Consider the following 19,418-nt stretch of genomic DNA (forward strand, 5'->3'; position numbering starts at 1 on the left):
TACAATATTACCAACTAGCTTTTGTTACTCCTGGTATTAAACCATATGAAGCCATCTCTCTAAATTTTACCCTTGAAACACCAAATTGACGCATATATCCTTTTGGTCTTCCTGTTAAGCTACATCTATTGTGCAATCTAACAGCAGAAGAATTTTTAGGTAATTTTTGTAATGCTTCCCAATCACCTGCCGCTTTTAGGGCTGCTCTTTTATCGGCATATTTTTCAACCAGTCTTTGTCTTTTACGCTCTCTGGCTTTCATTGATTCCTTTGCCATAACTATGCTTCTTTATTAGTTTTCATAAATGGTAAACCAAATTCTTTCAACAAAGCTTTTGCTTCATCATTTGTTTCAGCAGTAGTCACAAAAGTTATGTCCATACCACTAATATTATTTACTTTATCAATATTGATTTCAGGGAAAATAATTTGTTCTTTAATACCTAAAGTATAGTTTCCTTTTCCGTCAAAACCTTTATTGTTAATTCCTTTAAAATCTCTTGTTCGAGGTAATGAAACTGAAATCAAACGATCTAAGAATTCATACATTCTTTCTCCTCTTAAAGTAACTTTAACTCCTACAGGCATTCCTTTTCTTAACTTAAAGTTAGAAATATCCTTCTTAGAGTATGTTGCAATTGCTTTCTGACCAGTTATCATTGAAATCTCACTAACAGCAGAATCAATTAATTTCTTATCAGCAACAGCTTTACCAACACCCTGGTTGATACAAATCTTTGTCAATCTTGGAATCTGCATTACACTTTTGTAATCAAATTGCTTCATCAAAGAATCCTTAACGGTTTCCTTATATTGATCTTTTAGTCTCGGTGAATAGTTCATTACTTAATTACCTCCCCTGATTTTTTGTTAAACCTTACTGTTTTACCTTCTTCCACTTTTCTTCCTGTTTTTGAAGCAACTCCTTTCGAGTCAACAACCATTAGGTTAGAAATATGAATCGGTGCGTCCTGTTGTACAATACCACCCTGTGGATTTGCAGCGTTAGGTTTAGTATGCTTACTAGCCTTTTTAATCTCTTCGCCTTCAACAATCGCTCTTTTAGTGTCAGGATAAACTTTTATTACTGTACCAACCTTGTTCTTAGATTCGCCAGACAAAACTTTAACCTTATCCCCTTTTTTTATATGTAACTTAGACATAGTCTTCTTAGATTTCAATTTATTTATAATACCTCAGGAGCTAAAGAAACAATTTTCATAAATTGTCTGTCTCTTAATTCACGAGCAACAGGACCGAAAATTCGAGTACCTCTCATTTCTCCGGTTGCATTTAGAAGAACTACAGCGTTATTATCAAATCTGATATAAGATCCGTCTGGTCTTCTAATTTCCTTTCTTGTTCTTACTACAACTGCTTTTGAAACAGCTCCCTTTTTTATGTTACCTGAAGGGATAGCACTTTTTACAGAAACAACTATCTTATCTCCAATTCTAGCATAACGCTTTCCTGTACCACCTAAAACGCGAATACATAAAACTTCTTTCGCACCGCTATTATCTGCAACAGATAACCTTGACTCTTGCTGTATCATCTTACTTAACTTTCTCTATGATTTCTACTAATCTCCAGTTCTTACTCTTACTTAAAGGACGAGTTTCCATAATCTTTACAGTATCACCAATGCTACACTCATTCTTTTCATCATGAGCCATAAACTTGGAAGTTTTCTTAATAAACTTACCGTAAATTGGGTGCTTTACCTTACTTTCTACAGCAATTGTAATAGACTTCTCCATCTTATTACTAAGAACAACACCAATTCTTTCTTTTCTTAAATTTCTCTTTTCCATCGAAGTAATTTTCTTATTTAGCTACTTGAAGCTCTCTCTTCCTAATTTCAGTCTGCAGTCTAGCAATTGTTTTTCTTGCAACTGTTATTTGTTTTGGATTTTCCAAAGGAGAAACTGCATGACTCATCTTTAATTTCTCGATAAGTGTTACATTTTCTGCGAGCTGCTCTTGTAGATCATCTGTAGAAAGATTTTTTATATCTGCTTGTTTCATTTGTATCCTGTTTATAGATTATGCGTTATAATCTCTTCTAACAATAAATTTAGTCTTAACCGGTAGCTTTTGTGCAGCCAACCTCATTGCTTCTTTAGCAACTTCCAAAGGCACACCATCAGCTTCGAACAAAATACGACCAGGCTTAATTGTTGCAACCCATAATTCAGGTGCTCCTTTACCCTTACCCATCCTTACCTCTGCAGGCTTCTTAGTAACCGGCTTGTCTGGAAAAATACGAATCCATATTTGACCTTCTCTTTTCATATATCTTGTTACTGCAATACGAGCAGCTTCAATTTGTCTAGCCGTAATCCATGCAGATTCCATTGTTTTGATGGCAAAACTTCCAAAAGCAATTTCGGAACCTCTTCCGGCATTACCTTTCATTCTACCCTTCTGCATTTTTCTAAACTTCGTTCTCTTCGGTTGTAACATCTCTTTCTACTTTATTCTATCGTTACTTAAATCTTCGAAATATTATTTTCTTTTCTTTCCTCTAAATCTGTTTCCAGCATCTGCTCTTCCTTGACCACCTTTAGTTGGCTTATTAGACCCAATATTTGGTGATAAATCTCTCTTCCCGTATATTTCGCCTTTACAAATCCATACTTTCACACCAATTCTACCATAAGTAGTATGTGCTTCAGCTAAAGCGTAATCAATATCGGCTCTAAATGTGTGCAATGGAGTTCTACCTTCTTTGTAAGATTCGGTACGAGCCATTTCAGCACCACCTAATCTACCCGCAGTAGAAATCTTAATTCCTTCAGCACCCATTCTTATTGAAGAGGCTACTGCCATTTTAGAAGCTCTTCTAAAAGAAATTCTTCCTTCGATTTGGCGAGCAACACTATCCGCAACCAATTGTGCATCTAGTTCAGGACGTTTAATCTCAAATATGTTAATTTGAACATCCTTTTTCGTCAATTTTTTCAACTCTTCACGAAGTTTATCAACTTCTTTACCACCTTTACCGATGATAATTCCTGGACGCGAAGTGTTAATAGTAACAGTGATTAACTTCAACGTTCTTTCAATAATAATCTTTGAAATACTTGCCTTTGCTAAACGTGCCATCAAATATTTTCTTATTTGATCATCTTCTGCTAACTTGTCGGCGTAATTTCTACCACCATACCAATTTGAATCCCATCCTTTGATGATTCCTAATCGATTGGCTATTGGATTTACTTTCTGTCCCATTATATACTGATATTCTTCGTAAACAATTATTATTTCACACTATCAACAATGATAGTAACGTGGTTAGATCTTTTTCTAATTCTATGTCCTCTTCCCTGTGGAGCAGGTCTCAATCGCTTCAACATACGAGCGCTATCAACTTTCACCATACTCACCACTAATTTGTGATCTTCTGGTCTCTCTCCCTCATTCTTAGCTTCCCAATTCGCAATAGCAGAACGAAGTAATTTCTCCATTTTACCAGCTGCATCTTTTGAGCTAAACTGCAACATATATAAAGCTTTAGTTACTTCCTCGCCTCTGATCATATCAGCAACTAACCTCATCTTTCTTGGTGAAGTAGGGCAATTCTTTAAACTAGCAAAACTTACCGTTTTGTTTGCTTCTTTTCTCTCGATTGCTCGTAATCTTTTTCTAGCACCCATAGTTCAATTTTTTACTTTCTTCCTTTATCCTTTTTATTACCACCATGGCCTCTGTAAGTTCTTGTTGGAGCAAATTCTCCTAACTTATGACCTACCATATTCTCTGTAACATAAACAGGAATAAATTTATTACCATTGTGTACTGCTATTGTTAATCCTACAAAATCAGGAGTAATTAAAGAGGCTCTTGACCAAGTTTTAATAACATTTTTCTTTCCTGAACTCTGTGCGTCTTCAACTCTAAGAGCTAATTTATAATGCACAAATGGTGGTTTCTTTAATGAACGACTCATACTCTAGCTGTTATTATTTCTTTCTTCTCTCGATTATATACTTACTTGACTGCTTCTTAGGAGCTCTTGTTTTGTATCCCTTAGATGGTAATCCTTTTCTTGATCTTGGATGACCTCCTGAAGAACGACCTTCTCCACCACCCATTGGGTGATCAACAGGGTTCATAACAACACCCCTAACTCTTGGGCGTCTACCTAACCATCTAGATTTACCTGCTTTTCCTGAACGTTCCAACATGTGGTCAGAATTAGAAACAGCTCCGATAGAAGCTAAACAAGTAGTCAAGATCATTCTAGTTTCACCTGAAGGCAACTTAATCACTACGTACTTTTCTTCTCTTGCTACTAACTGAGCGTAAGAACCAGCACTTCTAGCCATTTTACCACCTTGTCCAGGTCTTAATTCAATATTGTGAATAATAGTACCTAAAGGAATTTCTGAAAGTAACATTGCATTACCAACTTCTGGCTCAACACCTTCACCTGACACAACTATTTGATCAACAGCTAAACCATTTGGTGCAATAATATATCGCTTTTCTCCGTCAGCATAAACTAACAAAGCGATTCGAGCTGATCTATTTGGATCATACTCTATTGAAGCAACTTTTGCTGGAATATTATGCTTATCTCTTTTAAAATCTATAATTCTATACTTACGTTTGTGACCACCACCAATGTAACGCATCGTCATCTTACCAGTGTTATTTCTACCACCTGATTTAGATTTTGTAGCGATCAAACTCTTTTCAGGAGTTGATTTAGTGATTTCTTCAAAAGTCGAAGCAACTTTAAATCTTTGCCCCGGTGTAGTTGGTCTTAACTTCTTTACTGCCATCTTTACGCTCTATTAAATATTACTGTAAAAATCAATTGCTTCTCCTTCTTCAAGAGTCACAATAGCTTTTTTAGTACTATTAGTTCTTCCTTCTACCCATCCTGTTCGGGTATATCTTGTCTTTTTCTTACCGAAAATATTCATAGTGTTTACATCTTTCACTGTAACACCATATGCTTTCTCAACAGCCTCTTTGATCTGAATCTTATTTGCTGATCTCTCAACAATAAATCCATATCTACCAAGACTTTCTGTTAGGTTAGTCATCTTTTCGGTAATTACCGGCTTTTGTATAATACTCATGGCTATCTAGCTTAATAATGTTTGAATTGACTCTAAAGACCCTTCACTTAGCAAAATATTTGAAGCATTCATCAAATCATATGTGCTTAAACCTGAAGCAGTTACTACTTTAGTGTTTTTCAAATTTCGGGACGACAAATATATGTTTTTATTTAAATCTGAAAGCACAATTAATGATTTTTTATCATTTACTTTCAAATTTTCTAGTATCGACTTGAATTCCTTTGTTTTAGGAGCATCAAAAGTGAAGTCTTCTATAATAGACAACCGACCGTTCTTTGCTTTGTAAGATAAAGCTGATCTTCTAGCTAAAGCTTTCAATTTCTTATTCAATTTGAAGCTATAATCTCTTGGGCGTGGTCCAAATATAGTACCTCCACCTTTGAAAACAGGAGACTTGATACTACCAGCTCTCGCTGTACCAGTTCCTTTCTGCTTCTTAATCTTTCTTGTACTACCAGTAACTTCAGCTCTTTCTTTCGCTTTACTTGTACCTTGTCTTTGATTCGCTAGATATTGTTTTACATCTAGGTATATCGCATGATCATTAGGTTCAATACCGAAGATACTATCCGAAAGATTTACCTTCTTCTTGGTATCGCTACCCTTGATGTTCTTTACAGTTAATTCCATATCGTGATTCCTCCGGATATTTTACTTGTTAATAGTTACGATTGATCCTTTTGCGCCTGGCACAGAACCTTTCAACACAATCAGGTTTTTCTCAGGATAAACTTTTACAACCTCTAAATTCTCAGTTGTTACTCGTTCGCCACCCATTTGACCTGCCATTCTCATCCCTTTCATTACTCTAGAAGGGGTAGAAGCAGCACCAATAGATCCTGGAGCTCTAAGTCTGTTGTGCTGACCGTGAGTTTGTCCACCAACACCGGCAAAACCATGTCTCTTAACAACCCCTTGGAAACCTTTTCCTTTTGAAGTTCCAGTAACATCTACCCATTCGCCCTCTGCGAATAAAGAAACATCTACTGAATCCCCTACTTTTTTGTCGTCAAAACCTTTAAATTCTACAGTTTTAACTTTTGGAGTTGTACCCGCCTTCTTGAAATGTCCTTTCATAGCAGCAGAAGTACGCTTCTCTTTTCTTTCTCCGTAACCTAGCTGAATAGCTTCGTAGCCGTCAACTTCGGATGTCTTTACTTGTGTTACGACACAAGGACCCGCTTCTATAACTGTGCATGGGATATTTTTCCCCTCGGCACTAAAAACGCTAGTCATACCTATTTTTTTACCTATTATACCTGGCATCCTATTGATTATAAATTATTACTAATTATACTTTTATCTCTACGTCAACTCCACTTGGCAATTCAAGTTTCATTAATGCGTCTACTGTTTTAGAAGTAGAACTATAAATATCTAATAAACGCTTGTAAGAACTTAATTGAAACTGCTCTCTTGCTTTCTTACTTACGTGAGGAGATTTCAATACAGTGTAAATTCTTTTGTGCGTAGGCAATGGAATTGGACCACTAACTACTGCGCCTGTAGACTTTACTGTCTTTACGATTTTTTCTGCTGATTTATCAACCAAGTTAAAATCGTATGATTTCAGTTTTATGCGAATTTTTTGATTCATTCTATATATCTTAAATATTAAGCTTCTACTTTTCCGTGTGCCTTGTCAATAACAACTTTTGCAAGGTTCTGTGGTAATTGATCGTAATGAGAGAATTCCATTGAAGAAGTTGCTCTACCAGATGACATTGTTCTCAATGAGGTTACATAACCAAACATTTCTGACAATGGCACTTTAGCCTTGATAACCTTCGCGCCATTTCTGTCGTCCATACCATCAACTTGACCTCTTCTTCTGTTCAAATCACCTACGATATCTCCCATATACTCTTCAGGAGTTACTGCTTCCATTTTCATGATAGGCTCCAAAATAACTGGGTTTGCTTTAGGCATTGCAGATCTGTATGCCATTTTAGCGGCCAATTCAAAAGACAATTGATCAGAATCCACTGGGTGGAAAGATCCATCATGCAATGTAACCTTTAAACTATCTACAGGATAACCTGCCAATACTCCATTTTTCATTGCTTCTTTGAATCCTTTCTCAATAGAAGGAACAAATTCTTTTGGTACGTTACCACCTTTCACTTCGTTTACAAACTCTAAACCTTCTTTCTCAATGTCAGAAACTGCTTCGATTGTTACTTGAATATCTGCAAACTTACCACGACCACCAGATTGTTTTTTATAAACTTCTCTATGATGAACCGATCCAGTGATTGTTTCTTTATAGTTTACTTGAGGTGCTCCTTGGTTACATTCAACCTTAAATTCTCTTTTCAAACGATCCAAGATAATATCCAAGTGTAACTCTCCCATACCGCTCAAAACAGTTTGACCTGATTCTTCGTCAGTATGTATAGTCAATGTTGGATCCTCTTCAGACAACTTCGCTAATGCCATTCCTAATTTATCAACATCGGCTTGAGTTTTAGGCTCAATTGCGATTCCGATAACTGGATCTGGAAAGTCCATAGACTCCAATACGATTGGATGAGCTTCATTACAAAGTGTATCTCCAGTCTTAATATCCTTAAATCCTACTAATGCAGCAATATCTCCTGCTTGTAGTCTTTCAATTTGATTTTGCTTGTTTGCATGCATCTGGAAAATACGTGAAATACGCTCTTTCTTTCCAGTTCTTGCATTCAAGATATATGATCCAGCTTCCAATACACCAGAATATGCTCTTGTAAAGCATAAACGACCTACGAAAGGATCTGTTGCGATTTTAAATGCTAATCCTGCAAATGGCTCGTCAGCACTTGGCTTTCTGCTTGCAGGCTGCTCAGTATCAGGATTAATTCCATCAATAGCTTCAACATCCATTGGAGATGGCAATAATTCCATCACATAGTTCAACATAGTTTGAACACCTTTATTCTTGAAAGATGAACCACAAACCATAGGAACAATTTTCATAGAGATAGTCGCAGCTCTCAATGCAGCTAAGATTTCTACTTCAGTTATTGAAGCAGGATCTTCAAAGTACTTCTCCATTAAAGTATCATCAAATTCAGCGATAGCTTCCAATAATAATTCTCTATAATGAGTCGCTTCTTCAACCATATCTTCAGGAACGTCGATTGTCTCATAAGTCATTCCAAAATCATCTTCATTCCAGATAATTCCTTTGAAATTTAATAAGTCAACAACTCCTCTAAATGTTTCTTCAGCACCAATCGGCAACTGCAATGGCACAGCAGTACTACCTAACATTTCTTTCACTTGCTTACATACTTTCAAAAACTCAGCACCCTGACGGTCCATTTTGTTTACGAAACCAATACGAGCAACATTATAGTTGTTGGCTAATCTCCAGTTAGTCTCTGATTGTGGCTCTACACCATCAACAGCACTAAAAAGAAATACTAAACCATCCAATACACGAAGAGATCTATTTACTTCAACAGTAAAATCAACGTGTCCAGGAGTGTCAATAATGTTTATGTGATATTGCTGGTCTTTGTAAGGCCAGAATACAGTAGTAGCAGCAGAAGTAATGGTAATACCTCTTTCTTGCTCTTGCTCCATCCAATCCATTGTAGCACCACCATCGTGAACTTCACCAATCTTGTGACTTACTCCTGAATAGAACAATATACGCTCAGTGGTAGTTGTTTTACCAGCATCAATGTGTGCTGCAATACCAATATTTCTGGTGTATTTAAGATCTCTTTTTGCCATTGTATTATTATGTTCTTAAGTATTATTTAGAATCTAAAGTGAGAGAAAGCTTTATTTGCTTCTGCCATTCTGTGAGTATCTTCTTTCTTTTTGTGTGAAGCACCTTCTTCTTTAAAAGCAGCGATAATTTCTCCGGCTAATTTATCAGCCATTGTTTTCTCGTTTCTTTTTCTTGCATAACCAATCATTGCCTTAACAGCCATAGACGTTTTTCTTTCGTCACGGATTTGTTGTGGAATTTGGAATGTTGCTCCTCCTACTCTTCTGCTTCTTACCTCTACTTGTGGGGTAACATTCTCAACAGCTTTTTTCCATACTTCTAACGCATTTTCATCTTTCAAACGCTCTTGGATAATATCCATTGCTGAATAAAAAATAGTGTACGCTATACTTTTCTTACCGTCATACATCAAGTTGTTTACAAATCTTGTAACATCAACATTGTTGAATCTTGGATCTGGAAGAATTGGTCTACTTTTAGCTCTAGTCTTTCTCATGGTTTCTCTACCTTAATACTTTTAAAGTCTTATTATCTTATTTCTTTGGTCTTTTAGCACCATACTTAGATCTTCTTTGCGTACGACCGGCAACACCAGCAGTATCTAAAGCTCCTCTAACGATATGGTAACGAACTCCAGGTAAATCTTTTACTCTTCCACCTCTTACTAACACTATCGAGTGTTCTTGCAAGTTGTGACCTTCACCAGGAATGTAAGCATTCACTTCTTTTTGGTTCGTTAATCTTACCCTTGCTACTTTTCTCATTGCTGAGTTAGGCTTCTTAGGTGTTGTAGTATAAACTCTTACACAAACTCCTCTTCTCTGAGGACAAGAATCTAAAGCAGCAGATTTACTTTTCTTCTCAAGCTTTACTCTACCTTTTCTTACAAGTTGTTGAATCGTTGGCATACGTTATTATTTATATAAATGCACAAATTATCCCAAATTTTTGGGGACGCAAATGTACAAGATTTTTTATTTAAAGCAATGATGCGATTAATATTTTTTAATTATTTTATGTAGTTTTTTTCTACACCGTTATTTAAAGCGCAAAATTGCTCATTTTTTAGTTCATTTTTGCATGAAATAAAATTCATTACCAAGAGATGTGAATTAAATCTCGTCAATCTCCTTTATAAAATTGAGTGAATCGCTAATTTTGCACTCATGGATTATTTAGAAGGATTAAACGAAGCCCAAAAAGCTGCGGTCATCAATACCGAAGGCCCGACGATGGTAATAGCGGGCGCTGGATCAGGAAAAACAAGAGTTTTGACTTATAGAATAGCTCATATGCTTCAAAAAGGAGTTGATCCTTTTAGTATACTTTCATTAACCTTTACGAATAAAGCGGCCAAAGAAATGAAAGGCCGAATTGCAAAAATTGTTGGTGGTAATGAGGCTAGAAACTTATGGATGGGAACCTTTCACTCCGTTTTTGCGCGAATTTTAAGAAGTGAAGCTGAAAAGTTACATTATCCTTCCAACTTTACCATATATGATAGTGCAGACTCAAAGAGTTTAATAAAAGACATCACGAAACAATTGGGATTAGATGACAAATCCTACAAACCTGCATTGGTCTTGAATCGAATTTCTTCAGCCAAAAACAATTTAATGTCGGCGCAAGCCTATTTAAATAATGTGACCATTCAAGCCGAAGATAGACAAATGGCTAAGCCTAAAATTGGCGAAATCTATAAGCTATACGAACAACGTTGCTTTAGAGCTGGCGCAATGGATTTTGATGATTTGTTATTCAAAACCAATGTTCTTTTAAGAGATTTTCCGGAAGTATTACACAAATACCAACACCGTTTCAAATACCTATTGGTAGATGAGTACCAAGATACAAACTACTCACAATACTTAATTGTTAAAAAGCTAGCAGCTGTTAATGAAAATATCTGTGTGGTAGGTGATGATGCTCAAAGTATCTATGCGTTCCGTGGAGCCAACATTCAAAACATTTTAAATTTTGAAAAAGATTATCCGGACTTAAAGACTTTCAAATTAGAGCAAAATTACCGATCAACAAAGAACATAGTCAATGCAGCCAACTCTGCCATCAAAAACAACAAAGAGCAATTGGAGAAAGAAGTTTGGACGGCAAATGAAGAAGGAACTAAAATTAAAGTTAGCCACACCCTCACCGACAATGAAGAAGGGCGAATGGTCGCCAATTCAATTTTTGAAACGAAGCTAAACTTTCAAGCTCACAACGAAGATTTTGCGATACTATATAGAACGAATGCGCAGTCACGTTCTATGGAGGAAGGACTTCGAAAGCAAGACATTCCTTACAAGATATATGGAGGCTTGTCTTTTTATCAACGAAAGGAAATTAAAGACCTATTGGCTTATTGCCGATTGGTGATTAATCCTTCTGATGAAGAAGCGATTAAAAGGGTCATCAATTACCCGACAAGGGGAATCGGCAAAACTACAATCGACCGCATTTTGTTTACCGCATCTGAACAAGACACTAGTCTATGGGAGGTTATCAAACATATTAAAACTACAAACGTTGGTGTTAGCGCTGCAGTTCAAAATAAAGTGATGGATTTTGCAGTGATGATTCACAACTTTTCCAAGATGAATGACAAAATGAGTGCGTATGATTTGGCAAGTAATATCGCACAATCAACAGGCATCCTGAAAGAGCATTTTTCAGACAAAACGCCTGAGGGTATCGCACGATATGACAATATCCAAGAATTACTAAACGGAATCAAAGAGTTTTGTGATGACAAACCTGAAGGAGACACTACCTTAAGAACATTGGACTTATATATGCAAGACATTGCCTTACTAACCGACGTAGACAATGAAAAAGATGATGATAGAGATAAAGTGAGCTTGATGACCATTCATGCTGCCAAAGGATTGGAATTCCCTTATGTCTATTTAGTAGGTTTGGAAGAAAATTTATTCCCCTCACAAATGGCGCTTAATTCTCGATCTGACTTAGAAGAAGAACGTCGATTATTTTACGTAGCGATTACACGAGCAGAAAAGCAAGTTAACATCAGCTATGCCTCATCAAGATATAAGTGGGGAAATTTGATTAGTTGTGAACCGAGTCGTTTTATAGAAGAAATAGATGAGAAGTTCGTTGAATACGACATGCCTCAACCGAGAAACTCAAGAACACATTCAGGATACAGCAAATCTGCTGAAATAGAAAATAAACCTACACCACAATTCGGTAAAAAAGCGATGACTTACACCAAGAAGAAAGAAACGAAGCCCCCAGCAGTAATTATTCCCCCAAGGAAGAAAATGGTAAAAGTAACTGACAACATTCCAGATGATCCATCGTTTACAACACTTGCAAATAATATTGAAGTAGGTTTTAGGGTGCAACATTTAAGGTTTGGCAAAGGAGAAATCACTGCATTAGATGGAACTCCGCCTAACGTAAAGGCCACTATTACTTTCGATACAATCGGTGAAAAACAGTTGTTGTTAAAATTTGCCAAACTCAAGATAATTAAATAACTCCTTTATTGTAGTTTCAACTGGAATCATTATTATTACTTTTGAAGCTGATTTTGAAAATTAAAGAATGAATTATAATACATCAAGACCACACCTAATCATTCCTGAATATGGTAGACATATTCAAAAAATGATTGATTATGCAGTTGGAATAGAAGAAGACGACGAAAGAGAAAAAGTGGCACATGCCATCATTAATGTAATGGGTACACTTAATCCACATCTAAGAGATGTGCCAGATTTCGCACATAAATTATGGGACCATTTATACATAATGTCTGATTTCAGATTGAAGGTTCCTTCTCCATACCCTATTCCTGCGGTGGAAGAATTGATAGAAAAACCGAAACACATGCCCTACCCTCAAAACGATATTCGTTTTAAGCATTATGGCAAAGGTGTTGAGAAGTTGATAGGTGCTGCTATAGAAATGGAAGATGGAGAAGAAAAAGTAGCTTTGACTGAATCCATTGCTAATCTGATGAAAAAGTTTTACCTCAGTTGGAATAGAGATTCAGTAGACGACAAGGTGATAATTAACGATTTGAATAGACTATCTAAAACCAAATTAAGCTTACCTGAAGGAACAGTTCTTGAGGCCACTCAAGACATTCAGAAAGCAGCGCTCAATGCTCCGAAGCAGAATTTTCCTAAAAAAGGAAAAAAGAGACCAAAGTCAAATACCAATTATAAAAAGAAGAAATACTAATATAACTAGCACATGGGTACTTTTGAAATTGAAGGTGGTAAACGTTTAAAAGGAGAATTAACTCCTCAAGGAGCAAAAAATGAAGCATTGCAAGTTTTGTGTGCTGTTTTGCTAACTCCGGAGAAAGTAATTATTCGAAAAGTCCCGAATATAGTTGATGTTAATAAACTGATTGACCTGCTTCAAGATTTGGGAGTAAAGGTTGAAAAACTTGGCCCTGAGGACTATTCCTTTCAAGCAGACAATATTGATATAGAATATCTAAACAGTCAAACTTTCAAGAAAAAAGGAGCTAGTCTAAGAGGCTCTGTTATGATTTTAGGCCCGTTATTGGCTCGATTTGGAAAAGGATATATTCCAAAACCTGGAGGCGATAAAATTGGAAGAAGAAGATTAGACACTCACTTTCTTGGTTTTGAGAAATTAGGTGCTGAGTTCGTTTACAACGAAAAGAGCAAGTTCTACAAAGTCAATGCGAAGAATTTACAAGGAACTTATATGTTATTGGACGAAGCGTCAGTAACAGGAACAGCCAACATTATCATGGCAGCCGTAATGGCAAAAGGAGAAACTCAAATCTACAATGCCGCTTGCGAACCATATATTCAGCAATTGTGTAAAATGTTGAATAAGATGGGTGCCAAAATAGATGGTGTTGGATCTAACCTTTTAAAAATTCAAGGCGTTACAGAATTGGGTGGTTGTGAGCACAAAATTCTTCCAGACATGATTGAAATTGGAAGTTTCATCGGTTTGGCTGCAATGACACAATCGGAAATTACCATAAAAGATGTTTCTTATCCTGATTTAGGTCGGATTCCTTCTGTGTTTAAAAGTTTAGGAATTAAGATGGAATTGAGAGGCGATGATTTATTCATTCCTGCTCAAAAAAGCTATGAAGTACAACCCTTTATTGACGGTTCAATTTTGACAATCGCCGATGCTCCTTGGCCTGGGTTTACACCAGATTTATTAAGTATCATTTTAGTAGTAGCTACTCAAGCAAAAGGATCAGTTCTAGTTCACCAAAAGATGTTTGAAAGTAGATTGTTCTTCGTCGATAAATTAATTGACATGGGTGCACAAATAATATTGTGCGATCCACATAGAGCTACAGTTATCGGAATGGACAGAAAGACACCTTTAAGAGGAATTCAAATGACTTCACCTGACATTCGTGCAGGAGTTTCATTATTAATAGCAGCAATGTCGGCGAAGGGTAAAAGTACCATTCACAACATTGAGCAAATTGACAGAGGATACCAAAATATAGATGAGCGCTTAAATGCTTTAGGTGCTAGCATTAAACGAATTAATTAAAAATTTACAAGATGAAAAAGTTTTGGACAGTATTGACAATTGTTTGTTTTTCAGGTTTTATTTACAGCTTCGTGCCACAACCTGAACCAACATTTGAAGGTGAGAATGTAGGTTTAAAAATAGGTAACATTGCTCCTAACATCGCATTAAACGATCCCAATGGGAAAAAAATCGAACTAAAAGACTTAAAGGGAAAATTGGTGTTGATTGATTTTTGGGCGAGCTGGTGCAGGCCATGTAGAATGGAAAATCCTAATGTAGTGGCCAACTACAAAAAATTTAAAGACACTAAATTTAAAAATGGTAAAGGCTTCACCGTATACAGTGTATCATTGGATCGCGCGCAAGCAGCATGGCAAAATGCCATTATGCAAGACGGCCTAATGTGGTCAAATCACGTCAGTGATTTAAAGTACTGGCAATCAGAAGCAGCAACACTTTATGGAATTAGATCCATACCTGCAGCCTACTTAATCGACGGCGATGGCATTATCATAGGAAAAGGTCAATCGTTGAGAGGACAAGGCTTAGAGACGACATTAAGCTCTTTTGTAAAGTAATAATAACCCATACATAAAATAAAAGACAGGTAGTTCTATCTGTCTTTTTTGTATTTAACCAATTTGTAAACTGTCAATTTGACGCAATATTATGTTTGGCAAAGGAATTGACAAATGGTTAAAACGAACCATAGTAAGATTGAATATGAAAGCAGCAGATAATACACAAGAAGAAGACTTGTTGAAGAACGAATCTGAAACTACTGAAGAGACCACTGAAAACAAAGAAGAGACTATTGAACTTTCTCCATTGGAAGAAAAGGAAATTCAAGTAAAAGAATTAAATGACAAATACTTGAGGTTATATTCTGAATTTGATAATTTCAGAAAAAGAACTCAGAAAGAGCGATTAGAGTTAATCCAAACCGCCGGAGAAGATGTAATCAAAATGATGCTGCCCATAATTGATGATTTTGAAAGAGCTCAAAAATCAATGGATGAGAAAGCAGATTTTCAGCAATTGAAAGATGGAGTAGATTTAATCTACACAAAATTATTAAACACTTTGGCTACTAAAGGTTTGACTCAAATGGATAGTTCAGTTGGAGAGCGATTTGACAGTGATGTTCAAGAAGCAATCACGCAAGTACCTGCTCCTACAGAGGATTTGAAAGGTAAAATAATAGACGAAGTAGAAAAAGGTTATATGCTCAAAGAAAAAGTAATTCGCTTCGCGAAGGTAGTTGTAGGGCAATAATACCAATTAACCTTTTAAATATCGCAAGAGTATTATAAACCCATTAATTTAAAAGGTATAAGTGGTAAATGCCGAGCTACTAGCAAACGAGTATACGAGAGTTTATGTTGAAAAGCTCAATTCAAGCTTTAGCCAAATAAAGTATACGACATTTGATAGTGCAATCGGTATAATTCTGAAAAATTTAAGATGGCAAAAAGAGATTATTACGAAGTATTAGGTGTTACAAAAGGCGCCACAGAAAGTGAAATTAAAAAGGCTTATCGAAAGTTAGCATTAAAATTTCACCCAGATAAAAATCCTGATGACCAAGCAGCTGAAGATAAATTTAAAGAAGCTGCTGAAGCATACGAGGTTTTAAGTAACGCTGAGAAAAAACAACGATACGACCAATTTGGACATGCAGGCGCGCAAGGCGGTGGTGGTTTCGGCGGCGGCGGCATGAACATGGATGACATCTTTTCACAATTTGGAGACATTTTTGGCGGCGCATTCAGCGGAGGCGGAGGTTTTGGTGGCTTCGGTGGAGGTGGCGGAAGACGTCAGCGAGTAAACCGAGGAAGTAACCTACGCGTGAAAGTGACCCTCACTTTAGAAGATGTGGTGAAAGGTGTGAAAAAGAAAATAAAGCTGAATAAATACGTAAAATGCGCCCCTTGTTCAGGAACAGGTGCAGAAGGCAGCAGCGGATTTTCTACTTGCGACACCTGTAAAGGAAACGGCCAAGTCAACCGAATTACCAATACTTTCTTAGGTCAGATGCAAACAGCTACTACCTGCCCTACTTGTGGTGGCGATGGTAAAATCATCACCAACAAGTGTAATAAATGCCATGGTGATGGAATTGAGAAAGGCGAAGAAGTAGTGGAAATCAATATTCCTGCAGGAGTGGAACAAGGCATGCAACTTTCAGTAAGTGGCAAAGGGAATATGGGTCCAAAAGGCGGTATTGCTGGCGACCTAATTGTGGTGATTGAAGAAGAAGAACATTCAGAACTCAAGCGAGACGGATTGAACTTACTTTATGATCTATACATTAGTTTTACTGATGCAGTATTAGGAGCAAGTGCAGAAATTCCAACCGTAGGTGGTAAAGTGAAAGTAAAAATAGATGCCGGAACTCAAGGTGGAAAGGTACTTCGCTTAAAAGGCAAAGGAATTCCAGAATTGAATGGATACAGAACCGGCGATATATTGGTAAATGTGAACATTTGGACACCACAGAAATTGTCCAAAAATGAACAAGAGACCTTGGAAAAGTTGAAAGATTCAAAAAACTTTCAGCCCCAACCCACCGATAAAGACAAGGGGTTTTTCGAACGAATGAAAGATCACTTCAGATAAATACTTAGTTATTAATACGTAAAGCGGTCTTTTTTAAAAGGCCGTTTTTTTTTGATTTGTTTTTAACATTGAAACCTTTATAAAGTTAAAAATACGAGCTCTGTAAATGGGTATATTGTGGTAATATTGCAATTGTTACAGATTGTCTAACAACACTAATGAAGTCAACTCTTCGACTATTTCTCTCAATAGTTGTGATACTTGTATTGCAATTTATTCCAATCTCCCTGATTGGTCAAGCTCAAGAACCCATAACTTTCACCACAGTTATTAAGGACATAGATATTTCCCGTCAATTGTTCCATTTTGAAGACACCACTAATTCTTTAGATGTAGCATCAATCAATAAACTATACAAAGCCGGTAACTTTAATCAAATTGATGCACCTTTTAAGAATTGGGAAAAAGAAAGTTACAACCAATGGTTTAGATTAAAATTCTTAAATGAGGTTCCCACTATTCAAGATTGGATGTTGGCGGTGGAATACCCTCCTCTTGATACCGTAGAATTGTATTACTTGGAAAACAACAAATGGAGTAAGATCCTTTTGGGCGGACTCACGAAAGCTTCTAATAGACGATTCAATAACCGATTCTATATTTTTCCCATTAGTGTCCCTTACAAAAATATAGAGACGTTTTACCTTAGAATAAAAACTGAAGGTGCTTTGCAACTTCCAGTAAAGGTTTATAATCCATTCTATTTTTACGAGATCAACTTTAATCAAGAAGCCCCATTTTTTATTTTGTACGGAATTATCATCATTATGATGATTTACAACTTGATTATCTACTTCTCTCTAAAGGATAAAACCTACTTGTATTATGTATTTTTTACAGCCTCTTTGTTTCTATTTTTTAATTCAATTAATGGTCATTTGTACCACTATATAGTAGGTGAAATTCCATATATCTCAAAATTTACCAACACCATTTCTCTTTCCTTAATCGTGACCACCTCTTGCCTTTTTGCACGTCAGTTTTTTGGATTGACTGCAAAAAACAAAATTTGGTTCTACCTTCTTAATATAGGCATAGTTGTCGGGCTAATTAATATTGCCCTCACTCCTTTTCTATCGACCGTATCTTCGTTAATCAATGGTACGTTGTTGATGCTGATCTTCGCAACGATCATCCTCATTTTTTCCATTCGAAGTGTAAAAAAAGGAGAACATTCATCTACTGCATTTCTCATAGGTTGGGTGGCCTTCTATATTGGTACCATTTGCCTATTGTTAGAGAAAACAGGTTATATCCCTTTCAACTCCATCACCTCAAACTTGCCTGGTATTACCACAAGTGTTTTAGTCGCATTATTATCGATTGCACTGATTAATAAATTTCGATTAATCAAAGAAGAGAAAGAACGGGCACAACTTAAAGCCCTTGAATTAGAGATTCAAACAAGTGAAAACTTAGACCGAAAAGTAAAAGAAAGGACTATTGAATTGGAGAAGCAAAAAGACATTGCTGAAACGATAAAAGAGGAGTTGCTCTCTAGCATCAATTATGCGAAAGGCATTCAAAAATCAATCATGCCGCCTCGTGGTGAATTGAAAAAATACTTCAAAGATGGTTTTCTATTGTTTAAACCGAGGGACATTGTTAGTGGGGATTTTTATTGGTTGTACAAAACCAAAGACGATATCGTATTGTGGACGGTAGCTGATTCGACTGGTCATGGTGTACCGGGGGCTTTCTTAAGCATTATTGGTAGTTTTCTTTTGAATGAAGTGGCCATCGACAAAGAAATCAATACCACCAATAAAGTATTGGACTCCATGCGAAACTCAGTCATCAAAGCGCTGAGCAACAACTCTAAGCCCGACAAACAACTGAAAGATGGAATGGACATGGTGTTTTGTGCCTGGGACATGAAAACCAATCGACTGCAATTTTCTGGAGCAAATAACCCACTTTACCTCATTCGAAATAAAGAGTTAATCGTATATAAAACAGACCGACAGCCAGTAGGTTATCATTTAGGAGAAGCCATTCCATTTACTTCAAGAGAAATTCAATTGGAGAAAGGGGATAAAATCTATTTGTTCTCAGACGGCTACTACGATCAATTTGGTGGAGAAAAAGGCAAAAAATTTAAAGTAACTAACTTCCGAAAACTTTTGTTGAGCATTCAAGATAAATCAATGAGTGAGCAGTTGAACGAATTGAGAACCACATTAGAATGGTGGATGGGCGAAGAAGCTCAAATTGATGACATCTGTGTGATGGGTGTGGAGATTTAAGAAGCGAATTTAACTCTCTGAGGTCTAGTATTTACAGCATATCAACTCAATTCAAATGTAACATTTTCTTGGAAGCGAACTCAACTTTGGTTGAATAGATAAACATTGAATTACCTTTGCCCACCCTTCGACGGTGAAGCTCAGGATGACAAAGGTATAGACATTGTATAAAGAAGGAGCTTAGATTTTCATTTAATAGTATGCTACTTTTTATTTGTCATG

The 19,418-nt window shown here is 36.4% G+C and carries 25 protein-coding genes; 7 read left to right on the plus strand and 18 right to left on the minus strand.

Annotated features, from left to right (window positions below; translation table 11 throughout):
• Positions 1-7 precede the first annotated feature (7 nt).
• From rpsN to rpsL, 18 genes are read right to left on the minus strand one after another with little or no spacing between them, the layout of a single operon-like run.
• Positions 8-277, minus strand: coding sequence for a 30S ribosomal protein S14 (gene rpsN, locus ACTB0X_RS16290; protein ID WP_463026096.1), 270 nt, complete (start codon positions 275-277; stop codon positions 8-10).
• A gap of 2 nt (positions 278-279) precedes the next feature.
• Positions 280-843: a 50S ribosomal protein L5 gene (gene rplE, locus ACTB0X_RS16295; RefSeq protein WP_463026097.1), complete on the minus strand. Its 564-nt coding sequence runs from the start codon at positions 841-843 to the stop codon at positions 280-282.
• Positions 843-1,163, minus strand: a complete 321-nt coding sequence (rplX, locus tag ACTB0X_RS16300; RefSeq protein ID WP_463026098.1) for a 50S ribosomal protein L24 — start codon at positions 1,161-1,163, stop codon at positions 843-845. Before rplX ends, rplE begins: the two co-directional genes overlap by 1 nt.
• A 23-nt stretch (positions 1,164-1,186) precedes the next feature.
• On the minus strand, positions 1,187-1,555 hold the full coding sequence (gene rplN / locus ACTB0X_RS16305; protein WP_463026099.1) for a 50S ribosomal protein L14: 369 nt from the start codon (positions 1,553-1,555) through the stop codon (positions 1,187-1,189).
• Position 1,556: 1 nt separating this feature from the next.
• Positions 1,557-1,814 carry a 30S ribosomal protein S17 gene (rpsQ, locus tag ACTB0X_RS16310; protein WP_463026100.1) on the minus strand — a complete coding sequence of 86 codons (258 nt, stop codon included), beginning with the start codon at positions 1,812-1,814 and terminating at the stop codon, positions 1,557-1,559.
• A gap of 13 nt (positions 1,815-1,827) precedes the next feature.
• Complete coding sequence (gene rpmC / locus ACTB0X_RS16315; protein WP_463026101.1) at positions 1,828-2,028, minus strand: 50S ribosomal protein L29; 201 nt, start codon at positions 2,026-2,028, stop codon at positions 1,828-1,830.
• An 18-nt stretch (positions 2,029-2,046) separates the two neighbouring features.
• A complete protein-coding gene (rplP, locus tag ACTB0X_RS16320; RefSeq protein WP_463026102.1) occupies positions 2,047-2,466 on the minus strand; it encodes a 50S ribosomal protein L16 in 420 nt (139 codons plus the stop codon).
• Positions 2,467-2,508: 42 nt separating this feature from the next.
• The gene (gene rpsC, locus ACTB0X_RS16325; protein WP_463026103.1) at positions 2,509-3,234 is read right to left on the minus strand and encodes a 30S ribosomal protein S3; all 726 of its coding nucleotides are present in this window, start codon (positions 3,232-3,234) and stop codon (positions 2,509-2,511) included.
• A 29-nt stretch (positions 3,235-3,263) separates the two neighbouring features.
• Positions 3,264-3,659, minus strand: coding sequence for a 50S ribosomal protein L22 (gene rplV / locus ACTB0X_RS16330; RefSeq protein ID WP_463026104.1), 396 nt, complete (start codon positions 3,657-3,659; stop codon positions 3,264-3,266).
• A gap of 11 nt (positions 3,660-3,670) precedes the next feature.
• Positions 3,671-3,952, minus strand: a complete 282-nt coding sequence (gene rpsS, locus ACTB0X_RS16335; RefSeq protein ID WP_463026105.1) for a 30S ribosomal protein S19 — start codon at positions 3,950-3,952, stop codon at positions 3,671-3,673.
• 13 nt (positions 3,953-3,965) lie between these two features.
• Positions 3,966-4,790, minus strand: a complete 825-nt coding sequence (gene rplB, locus ACTB0X_RS16340; RefSeq protein WP_463026106.1) for a 50S ribosomal protein L2 — start codon at positions 4,788-4,790, stop codon at positions 3,966-3,968.
• A 12-nt stretch (positions 4,791-4,802) separates the two neighbouring features.
• Positions 4,803-5,093, minus strand: a complete 291-nt coding sequence (gene rplW / locus ACTB0X_RS16345) for a 50S ribosomal protein L23 (protein ID WP_463026107.1) — start codon at positions 5,091-5,093, stop codon at positions 4,803-4,805.
• A 6-nt stretch (positions 5,094-5,099) separates the two neighbouring features.
• Positions 5,100-5,726: a 50S ribosomal protein L4 gene (gene rplD / locus ACTB0X_RS16350; protein WP_463026108.1), complete on the minus strand. Its 627-nt coding sequence runs from the start codon at positions 5,724-5,726 to the stop codon at positions 5,100-5,102.
• 21 nt (positions 5,727-5,747) lie between these two features.
• Positions 5,748-6,362, minus strand: a complete 615-nt coding sequence (gene rplC, locus ACTB0X_RS16355; RefSeq protein WP_463026109.1) for a 50S ribosomal protein L3 — start codon at positions 6,360-6,362, stop codon at positions 5,748-5,750.
• Positions 6,363-6,387: 25 nt separating this feature from the next.
• A complete protein-coding gene (rpsJ, locus tag ACTB0X_RS16360) occupies positions 6,388-6,693 on the minus strand; it encodes a 30S ribosomal protein S10 (protein ID WP_160632810.1) in 306 nt (101 codons plus the stop codon).
• Between the two features lie 17 nt (positions 6,694-6,710).
• Entirely contained in the window at positions 6,711-8,819 is a 2,109-nt protein-coding gene (fusA, locus tag ACTB0X_RS16365) for an elongation factor G (RefSeq protein ID WP_463026110.1), read from the minus strand.
• Between the two features lie 26 nt (positions 8,820-8,845).
• Positions 8,846-9,316: a 30S ribosomal protein S7 gene (gene rpsG, locus ACTB0X_RS16370; RefSeq protein ID WP_463026111.1), complete on the minus strand. Its 471-nt coding sequence runs from the start codon at positions 9,314-9,316 to the stop codon at positions 8,846-8,848.
• A 37-nt stretch (positions 9,317-9,353) separates the two neighbouring features.
• Positions 9,354-9,728 (minus strand): 30S ribosomal protein S12, encoded by a 375-nt coding sequence (rpsL, locus tag ACTB0X_RS16375; protein ID WP_160632813.1) that lies wholly within the window; start codon positions 9,726-9,728, stop codon positions 9,354-9,356.
• A 258-nt stretch (positions 9,729-9,986) separates the two neighbouring features.
• Between rpsL and ACTB0X_RS16380 the strand changes: the two genes are divergently transcribed.
• The 7 genes from ACTB0X_RS16380 to ACTB0X_RS16410 all read left to right on the plus strand — a co-directional run bounded on the left by ACTB0X_RS16380 (position 9,987) and on the right by ACTB0X_RS16410 (position 19,196).
• The gene (locus ACTB0X_RS16380; RefSeq protein WP_463026112.1) at positions 9,987-12,320 is read left to right on the plus strand and encodes an ATP-dependent helicase; all 2,334 of its coding nucleotides are present in this window, start codon (positions 9,987-9,989) and stop codon (positions 12,318-12,320) included.
• A 67-nt stretch (positions 12,321-12,387) separates the two neighbouring features.
• The gene (locus ACTB0X_RS16385; RefSeq protein WP_463026113.1) at positions 12,388-13,029 is read left to right on the plus strand and encodes a DUF4290 domain-containing protein; all 642 of its coding nucleotides are present in this window, start codon (positions 12,388-12,390) and stop codon (positions 13,027-13,029) included.
• Positions 13,030-13,041: 12 nt separating this feature from the next.
• Positions 13,042-14,349, plus strand: a complete 1,308-nt coding sequence (gene murA / locus ACTB0X_RS16390) for a UDP-N-acetylglucosamine 1-carboxyvinyltransferase (protein WP_463026114.1) — start codon at positions 13,042-13,044, stop codon at positions 14,347-14,349.
• 11 nt (positions 14,350-14,360) lie between these two features.
• The gene (locus ACTB0X_RS16395; RefSeq protein WP_463026115.1) at positions 14,361-14,909 is read left to right on the plus strand and encodes a peroxiredoxin family protein; all 549 of its coding nucleotides are present in this window, start codon (positions 14,361-14,363) and stop codon (positions 14,907-14,909) included.
• Positions 14,910-15,000: 91 nt separating this feature from the next.
• A complete protein-coding gene (locus tag ACTB0X_RS16400; RefSeq protein ID WP_463026116.1) occupies positions 15,001-15,606 on the plus strand; it encodes a nucleotide exchange factor GrpE in 606 nt (201 codons plus the stop codon).
• A gap of 189 nt (positions 15,607-15,795) precedes the next feature.
• Entirely contained in the window at positions 15,796-16,950 is a 1,155-nt protein-coding gene (gene dnaJ, locus ACTB0X_RS16405) for a molecular chaperone DnaJ (protein ID WP_463026117.1), read from the plus strand.
• Positions 16,951-17,108: 158 nt separating this feature from the next.
• Positions 17,109-19,196 carry a 7TM diverse intracellular signaling domain-containing protein gene (locus ACTB0X_RS16410; RefSeq protein ID WP_463026118.1) on the plus strand — a complete coding sequence of 696 codons (2,088 nt, stop codon included), beginning with the start codon at positions 17,109-17,111 and terminating at the stop codon, positions 19,194-19,196.
• The last annotated feature ends 222 nt before the right edge of the window (positions 19,197-19,418 follow it).

Source organism: Acidiluteibacter sp., assembly GCF_055129545.1.